The sequence below is a fragment of the Collinsella sp. LCP19S3_H3 genome (assembly GCF_052119145.1).
Taxonomy (GTDB): Bacteria; Actinomycetota; Coriobacteriia; order Coriobacteriales; family Coriobacteriaceae; genus Collinsella.
Window position 1 is genome coordinate 26,885 of sequence record NZ_JBQKFW010000007.1, and the last position, 15,951, is coordinate 42,835.

Consider the following 15,951-nt stretch of genomic DNA (forward strand, 5'->3'; position numbering starts at 1 on the left):
GCGTCCGCGGTCCGGTCGTAGCAGGCTACAAAACCTAGCAGGCGGCCATGATGGGGGCAGCGACCTGCTTCTTACGGGAGAGGACGCCCGGCATCCAGACGCCGTCGTGCTCGTCGGCAATGCCTAAGCCCTTCTGAGCGGCCTCGGTCTCGCCCTCGAGCAGGACCTGCGAGCCCTCCTCCATGATGTCGGTGATGCACAGGACGATGCCGTCGGCACCCTTCTCGGCGGCGTAGGCGCGCATGGCCTCGCGGATCTCGTCAATCATGCCGAGCGCACGGCTCTTGTCGACGGTCTCGTACTGGCCGATGAGCAGCTTCTTGCCGGCGGGCTCGAACATCTTGATGTCGTTGCCGACCATCTCGGCTGCGGTGAAGGAGCCGGACGGACGAGTGAGGAAGACCTCCATGCCAAACTTGACCGGGTCGACACCCACCTGCTCGCCGAGCTTGGCGGCGACGGCGCGGTCGACATCGGTGGTGGTGGGGCTCTTGAGCATGAGCGTGTCGGTCATCATGGCCGAGAGCAGCAGCTTGGCCTGAACGTCGGAAAGCTCAACGCCGAGCACGCCGGCGAGCTTAGTGACGATGGTGCAGCTGGAACCCCAGGGCAGGCAGATGTAGTGCAGCGGGCCGGCGGTCTCAAAGTCGCCGATGCGGTGATGGTCAACGACGCCAAAGACCGTGGCGTCCTTAAGGCCGGCGACGGACTGGGCGGACTCGTTGTGGTCGGTGAGAACGACAAGCTGGCCGGCCTCGACGGACTCAATCACGCGGGGCTCGGCAATGCCGGCGTCTGCGAGCAGCTTGGCGGACTCTGCCGGAAGCTGACCAAGAGCGCAGACCTCATAGGTGTTGCCGGCATACTCAACCTGGTTGAGCAGCTGAGACAGAACGACGGCGCTCATGATGGCGTCGTTATCGGGGTTCTGGTGACCAAAGACAAGAACGTTTGCCATGGGTATCCTCCACTTGGTATGTGTACTTAGACGTAGCTATGGTAGCACGCTGGCAGCTGGCCTTTGGGGACGGAAGGGCCACGGCATATTTTGTGGCAGGTATGGGGGCCAAGGCTGTCCCTTTTGCACCATGTTGGTGCAAAGTAACCTGGCCCCCTTGCACCAGCTATTTGCCGGCAGCGCGCAGGGCTACGTAGGCAGAACCGATGATGCCGGCGTCGTTTCCGAGCGAAGCAACCTTAATGGGCGTCTCGCGCGAGGCGGATAGCGCGTAGCGCTGGAAGTACTCGCGAACCTTATCGAGGTAGACATCGGCCGAGGCGGAGGCGCCGCCGCCGATCAGGAACATCTCGGGATCGACCACGTTGGCAATAAGCGCCAGGGCGCGGCCGAGATAGTCGGCCATGGTATCGGCCGCGGCCAGCGCGAGCTTATCACCCTCGCGGCAGGCTTGGAACACGTCCTTGGAATCGGAGGGGCCGGTGAGCTCGATGGGCTCGACGCCCGCCTTCTTGCACTCGGCAAGGTAGTTGCTCACCACTCCGGTGGCGCTGGAATACTGCTCCAGGTGGCCATGGCCGCCGCAGCCGCAAGTGCACTCCTCAGCCGGATTCAGGCACATATGGCCAATCTCGCCGCCGGCGCCCACAACACCCGACACCACATCGCCGTTGACGATAACGCCGCCGCCCACGCCGGTACCGATGGTGACCATCACCACATTCTGCACGTCCTTGGCAGAACCGAGCCAAGCCTCGCCCATGGCAGCGGCGTTGGCATCGTTCTCGTACTTAACGACCGCATCGGGGCAGTGCTCCTGAATGGCGATCTTCAACTCGGGCAGGTTAATGGCAATGTTTGCCTTGACCTTGGCATCGCCCGCTGCCGGAATGGGGCACGGAACAGCAAGGCCAATGCCCGCCACAAAGGCGCGCGGAATCTGTGCCTTGGCGACCACCTGGTCGATAGCCTCGGTCACCGCGGCAAAGCCCGCAGCGTCAACGATGGGAGGCGTGGGCACGCTGACCTTCGCAAGCAGGTTGCCATCCCCGTCGAACAGGCCCTCCTTAACCGAAGTGCCGCCGACGTCGATGCCGATGTAGTACTGCTTAGGTTCCATAGGGGCCCGCCTTTCTCGTTTAAACATTGTCTGTATGGTACCGCTCCCAAGGCAAAAACCTACCAAAAAGGGACAGGTTTGTTTTGGTAGGTTTTATCTGAGGAAATGCAGAATACAGGATTCGGTTCGCTGGGTGCTAAATCGGTTCGGCCCCGTCCTCGGACCGATTAGATTTCTCAACACGACATTATGCGAATGTATATTTATTTAGAGCGCTTTTATTTTTAGCGCAAAGCGACTTTTAGTAATATATCTATCGAACTTTTCAATGACTCAATAGGGATACTTAGGTGTTGAGTATACTTTCTTTTATACTCAATCAAGTTGGAAAGGAGGTTCCATGATTCCCAAATACGAGGCGATAGCTGCAGATATTCGTCGAAGTATTGAGGATGGCGCTCTTAAACCAGGCGACAAGCTTCCCACCGTCGTTGAGTTCTGCGAGCTCTATAGCGTTTCCAAAATCACCGTCAAACGAGCTATCGAGCAAATCACCGAGGAAGGTCTTGTTACCAGCCGTCGTGGATCGGGTACCTACGTTAAGGACACGGCGGGGCTTCCCGGCCAAGCGTTTTTCCAGGGCAAAAACGACCGTGCCCAGGGCTTTTCGTATGAGCACCGCGGGGAGAAGGTGACCTCGGTGGTCTACGATTTCTCGATTGTTAATCCACCAGCGGACATCGCAGCCCAGCTGGGAATTGCCGAGGATGACTTTGCCTATCACATCGTGCGCGTGCGTCAGGCCGATGAGAAGCCCATCGTTATCGAGTACACCTACATGCCCCTCGAGCTGATTCCGGGCCTTAAAAAGAAGGACCTGTACGGATCGGTCTACCGCTTTGTCCGCGAGCAATGTGGGCTGAAGATCTCGAGCTTCCACCGTACCATTCGCGCCGTGGCAGCAACCGAGGAAGAAGCCGAGCGCCTGGACACCAAACCTGGCTCTCCCCTGCTCGAGCTCAACCAGATTGGCTTTTTGGACAGCGGCGCGGCCTTTGAGTATTCGGTCTCGCGCAACGTTGGCGACCGCTTTGAGTTGCACAACGTAACGTTGGCATAAGTTTTTGTAGTCATGCGGGCGCTCGTTTTGAGCTGTTTGTGCAACGCCCGCGCAACACAATGGGGTATGAATATGTCCGATTTGATTAAACTGACGCCGATCTTCCACGAGAAGATCTGGGGCGGCCGCCAGCTCGAAACCGTATTTGGCTACGACATTCCCGATGGACCCATCGGCGAGTGTTGGGCCATCTCGGCCCACCCCAACGGCGACTGCCAGATTGCGGAGGGCCCGTATGCCGGCCACACGCTGTCGTGGCTGTGGGCCGAGCACCGCGAGCTCTTTGGCAGGTGCGAGGGCAAGGAGTTCCCGCTGCTCGTTAAGATTCTGGACGCCAAGGACGACCTTTCGATCCAGATTCATCCCAACGACGAGTACGCCGCCAAGCATGAGAACGGCAGCCTGGGCAAAACCGAGTGCTGGTATGTGCTGGACTGCGAGCCCGGCGCCACGATCATCGTCGGTCAGCGCGCGCATGACCGCGCCGAGGCCGCACAGATGATCGAGGGGGGCCGTTGGGACGACATGCTCAACGTGCTGCCGATCCACAAGGGCGACTTTTTCCAGATTGATTCCGGTACCGTACACGCCATCAAGACCGGCACGCTCATTTTGGAGACGCAGCAGTCAAGCGACGTGACATATCGCCTGTACGACTACGACCGTCCCGGCACCGACGGCAAACTGCGTCCGCTGCACATTGAGCAGAGCCTCGACTGCATCGACTTTGATGCTCAGGCTCCGACCGACGGCACGGTGGTCGCGCCCGAGGTGAACGGCGTAACCGAGCTCGAGTCTTGCTCCTGCTACACCGTCGATCGCGTACGCGTCGACGGCAGCAAGACCTTGGAGCAGCGCTGGCCCTTCATGTGCCTGTCGGTCATCGACGGCGAAGGCACCGTCTGCGGCGACCCCGTCCACAAGGGAAGTCACCTGCTGGCACCCAGCACCGTCAGCTCCATCGACCTCGAAGGCAAGATGGAACTGATTATCAGCCACCTCTAGGTCGCGCCAACAACCAAAACGCAACAAGGGGCTCTCCCGACCATGTACGGAAGAGCCCCTACTCGTATCTATCTATCAGCCCACCCGGCTCTCCAGATCAAAAAACGAACGAGCAGAGCAACGTTCGCAAGCTACAAGCTAAAACGCCACAAGGAAGAGGGCGCGCCGGGGGCTTTGGTCGATCGCGAGTTCCGCACGAGCCGGAGAGCACTTAATGTGCTCTCCGTGCGAGCAGGACTGTCCGAGCAGGCGACCAAAGCCCCCGGCGCGCCCGGTCAACCTCGCAGTTAGGCATTCAGCTTAACGATTGGAGCAAAGCCCTTCATAAGCTTTTTGGTCTGGCCGGTCTTTTCGAATTGGACCTCGATCATGTCTCCAGCGACCGAGATCACGGTACCCGTGCCAAAGGTCTTATGACTCACGGTATCGCCCGCGGCAAAGTCCTGCGACGCGCTGGCGCGATCGACCTTGCGCTCCACTGTTGGGGACACCTTGGACGACGGCTTTTTGGCTCGCGGTGCGCCCGAGCCAAAGGTCGAGGCAACGCGACCGGCGTCGGGCGAGACCCCACGGTGGCGCTCGGTCCCGTAGCTGCTGTCGCCAAAGAAATCGTCGAAGCTCGATCCGCCGCGCGAACCGGAACCGCCGGTCGAGCGCGTATGCGAACCAAACACCTTGCCGCCATACATATCCGAACCCATGCCCGAGCCAAAGGTGCCGCGACGGTCGCCGCGCTTCTCCCAGCCCGTGCCCTCAAAACCGGCAGAACCGATACCGCTAAACTCGATATCCTCAAACGGAATCTCGTTGAGAAAGCGCGAACGCGGGTTGGCGGAGGTCGAACCGTAGGTGCGACGCGTGGCCGCATAGGTCAAGAACAGGCGCTTGCGGGCACGCGTGATGGCGACGTAGGCCAGGCGACGCTCCTCCTCGAGCTTGCCCGGGTCATCGCTGCCGCCAAAGTCGTGCACGTGCGGAAAGATACCCTCCTCCATGCCGGCCACGAACACCGCCGGAAACTCCAGGCCCTTGGCGGAGTGGATGGTCATCATGGTAATGGCATGTGTCTCGCCGGCCAGGGAATCCAAGTCGGAGCGCAAGGCCAGCCACTCCATGAGTGCCGGCAGCGCCTTACAGGTGAGCGGACCGTAGGTACGCTCGATCTCGCCGGCATGCACGGCACCCGCCGACAGCTCCGTCGGCGCGGCATACGCGTTGCCTGCGATGGCGGCTGCCAGGGCATCCTGCGGAGACAGCGCCGGAGCGGCCAAGCCATCGAGCGGATTGGAGCCCGCGGCGTCACGGGCGCCGACGAGCGCCTCAAACGAGGATGCCGGGACAGATGGCCCCGGTTCGGGCGCAGGCGCGCTCACCACGACGGGCTCGGGCTCGGCGCCGGCAGGCACGTCGGCAACACCGGCTGCGCGCAGCTCTTCTAGGCTCTCGAGCGTACCCTCGATATCCTCGTGCGTCTCCTCAAATTCCGCCGCAACGCCCAGAAATTCCTGGATGTTCTCGGCGCGGCTCTCAGATTCCATGGTGCCCTCGGCGCGAAACGCCTGCAGCAGGCCCGTCTTATCGACGATCATCTCGACAACGTCCTTGAGCTCGCCGTCCATACGGCGGCCCTCGCGTACCAGTGAGACAAAGCTCGACAGGCCGTTGCGTACCTTGGCGCTAAACATGCCGGTTTCGGCGCACGCGATCTCGCAAGCCTGGAAGAACGAGCAACGGTTGTCGCGTGCCAGCTGCTCGATCTTTTGGATTGAGGTGGAGCCAATGCCGCGGCGCGGTGTGTTGATGACGCGCTTGACGCTCATCTCGTCGGCCGGGTTCACGATCATCTTGAGGTAGGCCATGACGTCGCGAATCTCGGCACGGTCGAAGAATCGAGTGCCGCCCACGATCTTGTAGGGCACGCCCGCGCGCAGAAACATATCTTCGAGAATACGCGACTGGGCGTTGGTGCGATAAAACACGGCGATGTCGTCGTAACTCGTGCCTTTGGCATGCAGTTTCTCGATCTCACCGGCAATCCAGCGGCCCTCGTCGCGCTCGTCGCTCGCCTGGAAGGCCTGAATCTTCTCGCCATCGCCCTCGGCCGTAAACAGGCGCTTGTCCTTGCGCTGCGAGTTGTGGCGCACCACGGCGTTGGCGGCGTTTAGGATATGGCCCGTAGAGCGGTAGTTCTGCTCGAGCTTAACGGTCTTGCAGTTTTTAAAGTCCTGCTCAAAGTCCAAGATGTTGGTGATGTCGGCGCCACGCCAGCTGTAAATGGACTGGTCATCGTCGCCCACAACCATGAGGTTTTGGTACTTGGCGGCCAGAAGGTTGGCGATTTCGTACTGGACGTGGTTGGTGTCCTGATACTCGTCGACGCTAATGTAGCGGAAGCGTTCCTGGTACTTGTCGAGCACCTCGGGGCGGGTACGCAGCAGTTCGAGTGTGCGCACGAGCAAATCGTCGAAGTCCATCGCGTTGGCGGCGCGCAGGCGGCGCTCCAGCTCCAGGTAGACCTGCGCGGCCTTTTTGTCGTTGGGGCTATCGGCGGATTTGAGCATGTCCTCGGGGCCGATCATGGCGTTTTTGGCCGAACTGATCTTGCTGCGAATCATGTTGATGGGGAACTGCTTTTGCTCGATGCCGAGCGCCTGCATAATGTCACGCACCATGCGCTTTGAGTCATCGTCATCGTAGATGGTGAACTGACCGGTGTAACCCAGCAGGTCGGCGTCCTCGCGCAGCATGCGCACGCACATGGCGTGGAAGGTGCACACCCACATGCCGCGGGTACCGCTGGGAATGAGCGCCGTCAGACGCTCGCGCATCTCGGCCGCGGCTTTGTTGGTAAACGTGATGGCAAGAACCTGCCAAGGCTTAACACCCAGGTCGCCGAGCATATGCGCGATGCGGAAGGTCAGGACGCGAGTCTTGCCCGAGCCTGCGCCGGCGAGGACCAGCAACGGGCCCTCGGTGGTCAGGACGGCCTCGCGCTGGGCGGGATTAAGGCTGTCGATGTCGACGAGCGGCTTGACGGGCTTGGGTGCCGGCGCGGGAGCGTCGTAGATGTCGAGCGGAACGAGCTCGGGCTCCGGCGCAGCGGGGGCGGTGTATGCATCGAGCGGCACGGGTTCCGGCGCGGGCGGCACGGGTACCGCGGCGTTCTTTTCCCAGGGCAAGGGCTGGGTCATGGGCGACTCCTCATCTGACGGACGGCGCGCCTGCGGGCGACGCCATAGTTTGAGCCGTACCAGTATACCGAGCCGCGCGGACACCGATGCAAATCACACCACGACTCCGTGCGCAGCGCTCTGGCCGCCGCGCAGCGTCAACCAAGTTACAGGCCGAGCATAGGCTCCAGAACAAAGAAGTACGCGAGCACCACGATGCCCAGAATAATGCGGTAGACGCCAAAGCACTTAAAGTCGTGACGGCGAACGAAGCCCATGAGCCACTTGATGGCAATAAGCGAAACCACAAAGGCCACGACGCAGCCCACGCCCAGAATGGCAATCTCGTTGGTGCCAAACGTACCGCCCTTAACGAAGTACTTGACCAGCTTGAGCGCGCTCGCGCCAAACATAACGGGAATGGCCAGGAAAAACGTGAACTTGGACGCCACCGAGCGCGTGCAGCCCAGCAGCAGGCCGCCGATAATGGTAGAGCCGGAGCGTGATGTGCCCGGAATCAGCGAAAGCACCTGGAAGCAACCGATACCCAATGCGGTCTTCCAGCTCAGGTCCTCGAGCGTGGCGATGGATCCAAAGTCCAAATCCTCGTCATCGTCATTGTCTTCGGTAATATCCGCCGCAGGCGCCGCGAAGTGTGCACCGGCGGGACGCCCGCCCGCCACCACAGCACGCGAACCAAACGAATCGGCAAGAGCGGCGTTCTCGCGCTTACTCGCACGCCAGTTCTCAATCACGATAAACAACACGCCGTACACGATGAGCGCCAGCGCCACGACGGGAGCGTTATAGAAATGCTCCTCCATCCAGTCGTTGAGCGGCAGACCGATCGCCGCGGCGGGAATACAGCCAAGCACAATCTTGCCCCACAGCACCCAGGTGTCGCGACGACCCTCCTTGCCCTTGCTGGGCGAGAACGGATTTAAGTCGTAGAAGAACAGAACGCAGACGGCCAAAATGGCGCCAAGCTGAATCACGACCAGGAACATATTCCAGAATGTCTCGCTCACATTCATCTTGACGAACTCGTCCACCAAGATCATGTGGCCCGTCGACGAAACGGGCAGCCATTCGGTGATGCCCTCGACCAGGCCCATGAAGGCAGATTTTAGAAGCTCGATGATATCCAAAGGGACCCCCTCGTTTGTCACCCGCCGATAGTTGTTCTGCGGACGGTTGCGGGCGATGTCCCATTATCAACCGTTCGGCCGCGGCCGCGCCCACCCTTACCAAAAATCTCGCCCGTTCACAGAATTGCGAGCGGTCAAACCGAAATCCTTGGGTATAACTGCAACAAGCTAAAGTGTCCGGCGGCCAACACGTCGTCCGATGCACGAGCCCCGCGCCCGTGCGATAGACCAAGGAGGAAACCATGAACGAGGGCTATACCAAGGTATTTGTTTCACTCGACGGTACTGAGCAGCAGGATTTTGTGCTCACACGCGCTATCAAGGTCGCCGCAAACAATGGCGCCAAGCTGATCATCGGTCACGTCATCGATTCCACGGCGCTCGAGAGCGCCGGTTCCTATCCGGTCGATCTGGTCAACGGCCTGGAGGAGGCCTTTAAGAACTCCATCGCCAAGCAGCTCGAAGAGGCCAAGGCTAATCCCAACATTCCCGAGGTCGAAGTCATGATTCGCGCCGGCCGTATTCGCGAGACGCTCAAGGACGAGATGCTCGACGTGGTCAAGCCCGACCTGGTGCTCTGCGGCGCTCGTGGCCTTTCCTCGATCAAGTATGCGCTCCTGGGTTCGATTTCGACATTCCTGCTGCGCAACACCGACTGCGACATTCTGGTCGTGAAGTAGCGTTGCTCCCACCGGCCGCGGGGCCTGCGGGGTTTCCTAAGGGCACGTCCTCGCCGCGTTGCGGCTGCGGGATGTGCCCTTAGGAAACCCCTCCCGGCCCCGCGGCCTTCGCAGCCTTACTTCAACGAGTTCTCTGATAAAAAATGGCGTGCCGCCCCAAACGGGGCGGCACGTTTTGTTCGGGGCGGCACGTTTTTGTTTGGGCGGACTTCTGCCGCGTGCACTACTCGAAGTATTGGAACTTGTTGGTCGAGAAAGCGAATGTTACAACAAAGCCTTCGCCGGAGTCGGATGCCGCGGTGACGTCGATGCCCATCTTGGAACACAGGCGCGCCACCAGGTAGAGGCCGATGCCCGTTGCGCTCTTGGTGGTGCGGCCGTTATCGCCGGTAAAGCCCTTCTCGAACACGCGCGGCAGGTCAGCCGCGCTCACGCCGCAGCCGTTGTCCGCGACGGTAAGCTCGATGCGCTCGCTTGCCAGGCCCTCGTCCAGCAACGCACCCGAAAACACAATCTTCGCGCCGTCCTCACGCGCATATTTAATGCTGTTCTGAATGAGCTGGCCCAGAATAAACTCGAGCCATTTCTCGTCGGTGAACACCTCAAAGTCGAGGTTCTCGCACACCGGAGCCACGTGCGCCGCAATGAGCTCGCGCGCGTTGGCTTTAATCGCGCCCGTCACCAAGCTCTTGAGACCCCAGCGGCGAATCAGGTAGTCGCGCTCTACGACTTCCGAGCGCGCATAGTACAGCGCCTGATCGATATAGCGCTCCACGCGAGCCAGCTCGCGACCCAGGTCATCCACGCGCGACAGGTCGTCTTCGCTGCCGTCCAGGTTTTCCAAAATCAGATGAGCCGCCGCCAGGGGCAGCTTGGCCTCGTGGACCCAGCTCTCGATATAGTCGCGGTAGTCATCGGTCTGGCGCCGGCCTTCCGCCACCTCGTCGCAAGCGGCTTTGCCCACCCGGCGCAAGACCTCATATTCGAGCTCGCCCTCGGCATAGGTCGGGCATTGCACCATCTCCTGCACCCATGCGGGGCTCCCCAGCTCCTCTGCCGCGCGCTCCAGCTGGCACAGAAAACGACGACGGCGCACGTACTCGATCACGATGCCCAGCATGCCAAAGATAAAGGACACACCGACCGCCACGACCACGATGGATGCCGGGGCGCCGGCGACCGTCAGTACAAAACAGCTCAGCAGCACGCCGCAGGTCCACACGGCAACGGGAAGCAGTGCATCTTTAAAGAACTTGGCAAACGACATAACCGGCCCCTAGACCGAATAGCCTTGGCCGCGATGCGTCGTCAAATACCCCTTGATGCCGATTTTTTCGAGCGTGGTGCGCAGGCGGTTGATATTGACGGTGAGCGTATTGTCGTCCACGAAGGCGTCGGAGTCCCACAGGTCCTGCATGATAGCCGAGCGCGAGACAATCTTGCCCGCGCGGCCCAAGAGCAGCGAGAGGATACGCAGCTCGTTTTTGGTGAGCTCGGTACTGTCGCCGGTTGCCGTATTGGTGACCATGGAGCGGGCGAGGTCGAGCTCCAGCCCCTTGTGGACGAGCGTGCTGCGATCGCCCGCCGCCGCGGTGCGGCGCAGCAACGCATTGATGTGCGCCACGAGCACACGGGCGCTGTAAGGCTTGGGAACAAAGTCGTCCGCGCCAAGCGTCATGGCCATGACCTCGTCGATCTCGGTCGTGCGCGACGTGAGGACGATGATAGGAACCTCGGATTCGCGGCGAACCTCGTGGCAGATATGTTGGCCGTCCTTGACGGGAAGCGTGAGGTCGAGCAACACCAGGTCGGGCGCGGCGGCAAGGATATCGCGCGAGACATGCTCAAACGATTCGCAGGCCTCGATTTCAAACCCGGCGCGGGCAAGGATGTCGACAAGCTCACGACGAATGCGCTCGTCGTCCTCAACGACATAGATCAGCGCCATGTGTCCTCCCATTTCGCGCAACTTGCACCTTCCACACCATTATGCCCACGGCGTCGCAGCGATACGACCCCGTGGGCACCTAATGTGACAAAAGCGTTCGGTAGCCTTGAGAGAAAATAGGGGCCGACCGGTCCTAAACCGATCGGCCCCATCACTTCGACCTTGAGCCTCTACTCGAGTGTACGCATGTACGCAGAGATGGCATCCAGGCCCTTCTGCAGGTCGTCGGTGTTATCGGAGTATGCATAGCCGATACGCATGCTCTTGGGCTCCTCGAAGCAATCGCCCGGGGTGACGAGCGCGCCGGACTTCTTAATCATGTCGGTGCAGAACGTCCTGGAGTCGATATCGTAGTCGTAATACACAAGTGCGGTGCTACCCGCCTCGGGCTTGACGAACGACAGGTGCGGCTCGCTCTCGACCCACTTTTCCAGAACAGCAAGGTTCTGACGGACGATGCGACGGCTGCGCTCAAGGATCACGGAAGCGTTACCCAGAATCAACTCCGCCACCGACTCGCTGAATATGCCTTTCTGGACGAAGCGGTCGCCCTGTTCGCATCGTTTGCAGAGCCCCTCGACCCGCGTACGTTTTTGCAAATCGAACGTCTCTGTTCAAAATCGACCCTCGCCGGATGCCACAACATGCTGGCACCCTATGACGGAGGTCTGCTATTCGTAGCGACAAGCGACTCGGAGCAGACGCTCGATGTGGAGCGAATCGTGCAGGCGCTCACGGAGCTCGTCGAGGTTAGCGGTATCGATGGCGGAGCGGAAGGGCTCGGCATCAGCGATATTCTGTTTGGAGACGAGGCGGTGGCGCAGGCGATCTCACAGGCGATTTACGCACAGCGCCTATCTTGTCAACGAGCCGAGGGTCCCGTCCGCTATACGCAGCTCGGCATCCTGAAAACCGTGATGCCTTTTGCGGAAACCCCGGAGATGCGATCGTTCTCGGAGGCGATTCTCTCGCCGATACGCGAGCACGACAGTGAGCATGGCAGCGAACTGGAATCCACGCTCGCCGCATTCATCGAGAACGACCGACGTATCGAGCGAACCGCCAAGCAGACGAGCCAGCACCCGAACACGATTCGGTACCGCCTCGATAAGGTGACAGCTCTCACCGGACTGAGCTACAAATGCGCCCCGGAGATGGAGCAGCTGTCGCTCGCCTACGCCATCGAACGCGCTCGCTCGCTTCAGTAAGCCCACCCCGCCTTGAGGTTAGAAGCGGCAGGCACGGAGCTTTTCGTAGCCTTCGGCAAAGAAGGCAACCGTAGCGGCGTCGGACTCGGCGGCGTCCGTCTCGGCGGCAGGAACCACGCCGTGCTCGTCACTCACCAGGAACAGCGCGCCCTTGAGCTGCGCGGGAATGTCCACGCGCGTGACCGGGATGCCCTTGGTCTGGGCCAGCTGCTCGATAAGCGTCGCCGTGCCACACAGGCACTCGTCCGCCGGTGCCACAAAGACCAGCTCGCCGTTGTTGACGGCGGCGAGCAGCTCGGGCGCCACGCCGGTTTCGTCGGCCTCGGAGCGGGCCTCGGCGGAGCGGGCACGCAGCGCCTTGGCCGAAGTATCGGCCAGCGGCTCGTACTCCCCCACCGTCATGGCGGCATTGCCGTTAACGTCGATCACCAGCATGAGCACGCCGTCGCGCGCGGTGTAATCGCCCTCGGCAAGCGACCACTCAACGTGCTGCTTGGCCCAGCTGAGCATGTTATGGGTGAGCGGCTCGCCCTGCACCAGGCGCTCGGACAGCGCACGAATGTGGCGGTTGAGCATGGGCACCTTTTTGTTGGACATGCGCCAACGGCAGACAAGCGCGGGCTTGTCGAGCGTAAACTTCTCGACCGCCTCCTGATTGGCGCAAAAGTCCTCGTACGCACGCTGGTCCTCGGCATTGCCAAACAGCTCGGCATCATCCACAACGGCCATATCCAACCTTTCTCAAAAACATACACCGCACCGTTATACCCAAAAAAGCCGCCCGCACCAACCGGCACGGACGGCAATAGATAGCTTTAGCTCGGGGCGAGCAAATACCGCTGGTGGAGCATAAGCCAGCGAGCCGGACCCAAGTGCCTCAGGTCGCCGCGAAAGAGGAGCGACGCGTACTTCTGTACGCGAGCGACGGTTTGAGCGGCGAGATGAGGTGCTTGGGGCCGGCGCAGCGTCGAGCAGTTACGCGGTTTGGTAAAACCGCGCAACGATCATTAGTGGCGGAAGTGGCGGGCGCCCGTGAAGACCATTGCGATGCCATGCTCGTTGCAGGCCTGGATGCTCTCGTCGTCGCGCTTGGAGCCGCCGGGCTGGATGATGCAGGTCACGCCGTGCTCAGCAAGCACGTCGACGTTGTCGCGGAACGGGAAGAACGCGTCGCTTGCGCAGGCAAAGCCGCCCTTCTCCACGCCCTCGCGCTCGCAGAAGTCCTCGGCGCGCTCGCAGGCAAGCAGTGCGGAGTCAACGCGGTTGGGCTGGCCCGGGCCCATGCCAATGCCGGCCTTACCCTTGGAGACCAGGATGGCGTTGGACTTGACGCCCTTGCAGACCTTCCAGGCAAACTCAAGCTCGGCCATCTCGGCATCGGTGGGCTTGCGGTCGGTGGGGAACGTAAAGGTCGCGGGGTCCTCGATCACGTGGTCGACCTCCTGCACCAGCATGCCGCCGTCGATGGAGCGCAGCTCCACCTTGGCGCCGTGGTCCACGCCGCCGGTAGCCAGCACGCGCAGGTTGGGGCGCTTGGCCATGCGCTCGAGCGCCTCGGCGGTGTAGCTCGGGGCGATGATGACCTCGACGAACTGCTTGTTCTGATCGGCAAAGTGCTCAACCAGCTCAAAGGGAACCTCGCGGTTGCAGGCGATGATGCCGCCGAAAGCGCTCTTGGGATCGCAGGCAAAGGCGCGGTCGTAGGCAGCCGTGATATCCTCGGCAACGGCGGAGCCGCAGGGGTTCTGATGCTTGAGGATCACGCAGGCAGGCTCGTCGAACTCGCGAACCAGGTTCCAAGCGGCATCGGCGTCCAAATAGTTGTTGTAGCTGAGCGGCTTGCCCTGAATCTGCTCGGAGCCCACGAGCGGGAACTGCGAGCTCGCGGAGTTCTCGCAGCCATCGGCAAAGCGGTAGACCGTAGCCTTCTGCTGAGGATTCTCGCCATAGCGCAGGTCGTCGACCTTCTCCAGCGAGACCTCGAGTTTGGCAGAGGTGTCCGCCACGTCGCTTGCCTGGGCAGCAAGCCAACGGGAGATAGCCGTGTCGTAGGCGGCGGTGGTCTGGTAGACCTTCACCTGCAGGCGACGACGGGTGGAAAGCGTGGTGCAGCCACCGGTCTCGCGCATCTCGGCCAGGACGGCATCATAGTCGGCCGGGTCGGAGATGACGGTAACGCTCGCGGCGTTCTTGGCGGCAGAGCGAAGCATGGAGGGGCCACCGATATCGATGTGCTCGATGGCATCCGCGAAGGTGACCTCGGGGTTGGCGACGGTCTTCTCGAACTCGTACAGGTTGACGACGACCAGGTCGATCAGCTTAATGCCGTGCTGAGCTGCCTCCTGCATGTGCTGCTCGGAATCGCGGCGAGCCAGCAGCGCGCCGTGAACCTTGGGGTGCAGCGTCTTGACGCGGCCGTCCATCATCTCGGGATAGCCCGTGAACTCCTCGATGGGGGTTACGGGAACGCCCGCGTCCTCGATGGCACGAGCCGTGCCGCCCGTAGAGATGATCTCGACGCCAAAGTCGTCAACCAGCGTCCGTGCGAAATCGACGACGCCCGTCTTATCGGTAACCGAGATCAACGCGCGTGCGATCTTCACATCAGATCCCATGCAGTCCTCCTGTCTGGTACGCCGCCGTGCTCTGTGAGTCGGTGATACGTCGATCTGCAGCGCTCGCGCAGCGGCATTGAAAATACTGATTCAATGTAGCGCATCGAGCGCATCGATGCACCCCGTAACGGGCGCATGTGCAGAAAAAGCTTGCGAGCGGGGGTTGCAGGAGCGCCACTAGACACGGTGAGTTGATGGAACACAGGGGCACCATAATTAGATGCCAACGGCATGGTAGAACTGTGCTCGATATGCATCCGCAATAGAAAGAGGCACTATGGTCTCGCGGGTTCTCTACCGACCGTTTGATACCGAAGACTTCGACGCCATCGCGCTGATCTTGCAGCAGCTTTGGCATAACAATTCGGATAACGAAAAGTACAACCGCCTTGAGGCCGCGTGCGATCTTGCCTATTGCCTTTCATCATCGACGTTTTCGCAGGTCGCCGTAATCGACGGCCAGGCGCGCGGCATTGCACTCGCACGTGCGGGGCAAAGCAGCGGCGCCACCGTTAAGGAGCATTGGATGGATACCGAACGCGCATTGCTGTCGCAGATGCGTGAGCTGGAGCCCGATGCCTGTGCCGAGTATCTCTCGTTTGTGCGCGCCACCATTCGGACCAACAACCGCCTGCTCGAGAGCAGCCCGCTGCCGCATGACAACGAGGTCACGTTGCTTGCCGTGGATCGCGATGTCCACGGCCTGGGCGTTGGCTCGGTTCTGCTCGATGCCGCGGTCTCGCACCTGTCCTCGCGCGGAGCGTCGAGAGCGCACCTGTATACCGACTCCAACTGCTCGTGGAAGTTCTACGAGCTGCACGGCTTTAAGCGCACGGCCACGCACCACGCCAGCCGCGAAGAGCGCCGCCACGACATGCCGCGCGAAAGCTTCCTCTACGAACTCGACCTGACAGCCTAAAACCGGCAGTTAGGGACGTCCCCTTTGTGCCGGCACCCCGGGACACTCCTTGGCAGCAACCACACCTAGTCGTTGGGGACGTTCTTAAATGACTAGTCGCCGGGGACAGTCTTGAACAAA

At 61.0% G+C, this 15,951-nt stretch carries 14 protein-coding genes; 5 read left to right on the forward strand and 9 right to left on the reverse strand.

Annotation, left to right across the window (positions count from 1 at the left end):
- Positions 1–34: 34 nt before the first annotated feature.
- Both ACTQZF_RS05080 and ACTQZF_RS05085 read right to left on the reverse strand, forming a co-directional pair.
- The gene (locus tag ACTQZF_RS05080; protein WP_427718922.1) at positions 35–958 is read right to left on the reverse strand and encodes a manganese-dependent inorganic pyrophosphatase; all 924 of its coding nucleotides are present in this window, start codon (positions 956–958) and stop codon (positions 35–37) included.
- Between the two features lie 166 nt (positions 959–1,124).
- Complete coding sequence (locus ACTQZF_RS05085; RefSeq protein WP_441554706.1) at positions 1,125–2,078, reverse strand: ROK family protein; 954 nt, start codon at positions 2,076–2,078, stop codon at positions 1,125–1,127.
- Between the two features lie 340 nt (positions 2,079–2,418).
- On the opposite strand from ACTQZF_RS05085, the gene ACTQZF_RS05090 reads away from it, so the two are divergent.
- Both ACTQZF_RS05090 and ACTQZF_RS05095 read left to right on the forward strand, forming a co-directional pair.
- Positions 2,419–3,138, forward strand: coding sequence for a GntR family transcriptional regulator (locus ACTQZF_RS05090; RefSeq protein ID WP_154515044.1), 720 nt, complete (start codon positions 2,419–2,421; stop codon positions 3,136–3,138).
- A gap of 72 nt (positions 3,139–3,210) precedes the next feature.
- A complete protein-coding gene (locus ACTQZF_RS05095) occupies positions 3,211–4,143 on the forward strand; it encodes a type I phosphomannose isomerase catalytic subunit (protein WP_441554707.1) in 933 nt (310 codons plus the stop codon).
- 287 nt (positions 4,144–4,430) lie between these two features.
- Here ACTQZF_RS05095 and ACTQZF_RS05100 read toward each other — a convergent pair whose 3' ends face one another.
- Positions 4,431–7,334: an ATP-dependent helicase gene (locus tag ACTQZF_RS05100; RefSeq protein ID WP_441554708.1), complete on the reverse strand. Its 2,904-nt coding sequence runs from the start codon at positions 7,332–7,334 to the stop codon at positions 4,431–4,433.
- 146 nt (positions 7,335–7,480) lie between these two features.
- Positions 7,481–8,461, reverse strand: a complete 981-nt coding sequence (locus tag ACTQZF_RS05105) for an undecaprenyl-diphosphate phosphatase (RefSeq protein WP_441031338.1) — start codon at positions 8,459–8,461, stop codon at positions 7,481–7,483.
- Positions 8,462–8,703: 242 nt separating this feature from the next.
- On the opposite strand from ACTQZF_RS05105, the gene ACTQZF_RS05110 reads away from it, so the two are divergent.
- Positions 8,704–9,141 carry a universal stress protein gene (locus ACTQZF_RS05110; RefSeq protein WP_154515052.1) on the forward strand — a complete coding sequence of 146 codons (438 nt, stop codon included), beginning with the start codon at positions 8,704–8,706 and terminating at the stop codon, positions 9,139–9,141.
- Positions 9,142–9,364: 223 nt separating this feature from the next.
- On the opposite strand, the gene ACTQZF_RS05115 is transcribed toward ACTQZF_RS05110, so the two are convergent.
- The 3 genes from ACTQZF_RS05115 to ACTQZF_RS05125 form a co-directional block, all read right to left on the reverse strand.
- A complete protein-coding gene (locus tag ACTQZF_RS05115; RefSeq protein ID WP_441554709.1) occupies positions 9,365–10,408 on the reverse strand; it encodes a sensor histidine kinase in 1,044 nt (347 codons plus the stop codon).
- A 9-nt stretch (positions 10,409–10,417) separates the two neighbouring features.
- Complete coding sequence (locus ACTQZF_RS05120; RefSeq protein ID WP_427728526.1) at positions 10,418–11,089, reverse strand: response regulator transcription factor; 672 nt, start codon at positions 11,087–11,089, stop codon at positions 10,418–10,420.
- Between the two features lie 170 nt (positions 11,090–11,259).
- Positions 11,260–11,601 carry a hypothetical protein gene (locus ACTQZF_RS05125; protein ID WP_229770595.1) on the reverse strand — a complete coding sequence of 114 codons (342 nt, stop codon included), beginning with the start codon at positions 11,599–11,601 and terminating at the stop codon, positions 11,260–11,262.
- A 132-nt stretch (positions 11,602–11,733) separates the two neighbouring features.
- Between ACTQZF_RS05125 and ACTQZF_RS05130 the strand changes: the two genes are divergently transcribed.
- A complete protein-coding gene (locus tag ACTQZF_RS05130) occupies positions 11,734–12,297 on the forward strand; it encodes a PucR family transcriptional regulator (RefSeq protein WP_441554710.1) in 564 nt (187 codons plus the stop codon).
- Between the two features lie 18 nt (positions 12,298–12,315).
- On the opposite strand, the gene ACTQZF_RS05135 is transcribed toward ACTQZF_RS05130, so the two are convergent.
- A complete protein-coding gene (locus ACTQZF_RS05135; protein WP_441554711.1) occupies positions 12,316–13,026 on the reverse strand; it encodes a hypothetical protein in 711 nt (236 codons plus the stop codon).
- A gap of 278 nt (positions 13,027–13,304) precedes the next feature.
- Positions 13,305–14,912: a bifunctional phosphoribosylaminoimidazolecarboxamide formyltransferase/IMP cyclohydrolase gene (gene purH / locus ACTQZF_RS05140; RefSeq protein WP_427794233.1), complete on the reverse strand. Its 1,608-nt coding sequence runs from the start codon at positions 14,910–14,912 to the stop codon at positions 13,305–13,307.
- 277 nt (positions 14,913–15,189) lie between these two features.
- Here purH and ACTQZF_RS05145 point away from each other — a divergent pair, with 277 nt between their 5' ends.
- Positions 15,190–15,831 carry a GNAT family N-acetyltransferase gene (locus tag ACTQZF_RS05145; protein WP_441554712.1) on the forward strand — a complete coding sequence of 214 codons (642 nt, stop codon included), beginning with the start codon at positions 15,190–15,192 and terminating at the stop codon, positions 15,829–15,831.
- Positions 15,832–15,951: the final 120 nt, after the last annotated feature.

What these genes read in the sequence shown, in the direction of transcription:
- ACTQZF_RS05080 (WP_427718922.1), bottom strand. Translation starts at nt 958, where the DNA reads ATGGCAAACGTTCTTGTCTTTGGTCACCAGAACCCCGATAACGACGCC.
- ACTQZF_RS05085 (WP_441554706.1), bottom strand. Translation starts at nt 2,078, where the DNA reads ATGGAACCTAAGCAGTACTACATCGGCATCGACGTCGGCGGCACTTCG.
- ACTQZF_RS05090 (WP_154515044.1), top strand. Translation starts at nt 2,419, where the DNA reads ATGATTCCCAAATACGAGGCGATAGCTGCAGATATTCGTCGAAGTATT.
- ACTQZF_RS05095 (WP_441554707.1), top strand. Translation starts at nt 3,211, where the DNA reads ATGTCCGATTTGATTAAACTGACGCCGATCTTCCACGAGAAGATCTGG.
- ACTQZF_RS05100 (WP_441554708.1), bottom strand. Translation starts at nt 7,334, where the DNA reads ATGACCCAGCCCTTGCCCTGGGAAAAGAACGCCGCGGTACCCGTGCCG.
- ACTQZF_RS05110 (WP_154515052.1), top strand. Translation starts at nt 8,704, where the DNA reads ATGAACGAGGGCTATACCAAGGTATTTGTTTCACTCGACGGTACTGAG.
- ACTQZF_RS05115 (WP_441554709.1), bottom strand. Translation starts at nt 10,408, where the DNA reads ATGTCGTTTGCCAAGTTCTTTAAAGATGCACTGCTTCCCGTTGCCGTG.
- ACTQZF_RS05120 (WP_427728526.1), bottom strand. Translation starts at nt 11,089, where the DNA reads ATGGCGCTGATCTATGTCGTTGAGGACGACGAGCGCATTCGTCGTGAG.
- ACTQZF_RS05130 (WP_441554710.1), top strand. Translation starts at nt 11,734, where the DNA reads ATGCTGGCACCCTATGACGGAGGTCTGCTATTCGTAGCGACAAGCGAC.
- ACTQZF_RS05135 (WP_441554711.1), bottom strand. Translation starts at nt 13,026, where the DNA reads ATGGCCGTTGTGGATGATGCCGAGCTGTTTGGCAATGCCGAGGACCAG.
- purH (WP_427794233.1), bottom strand. Translation starts at nt 14,912, where the DNA reads ATGGGATCTGATGTGAAGATCGCACGCGCGTTGATCTCGGTTACCGAT.
- ACTQZF_RS05145 (WP_441554712.1), top strand. Translation starts at nt 15,190, where the DNA reads ATGGTCTCGCGGGTTCTCTACCGACCGTTTGATACCGAAGACTTCGAC.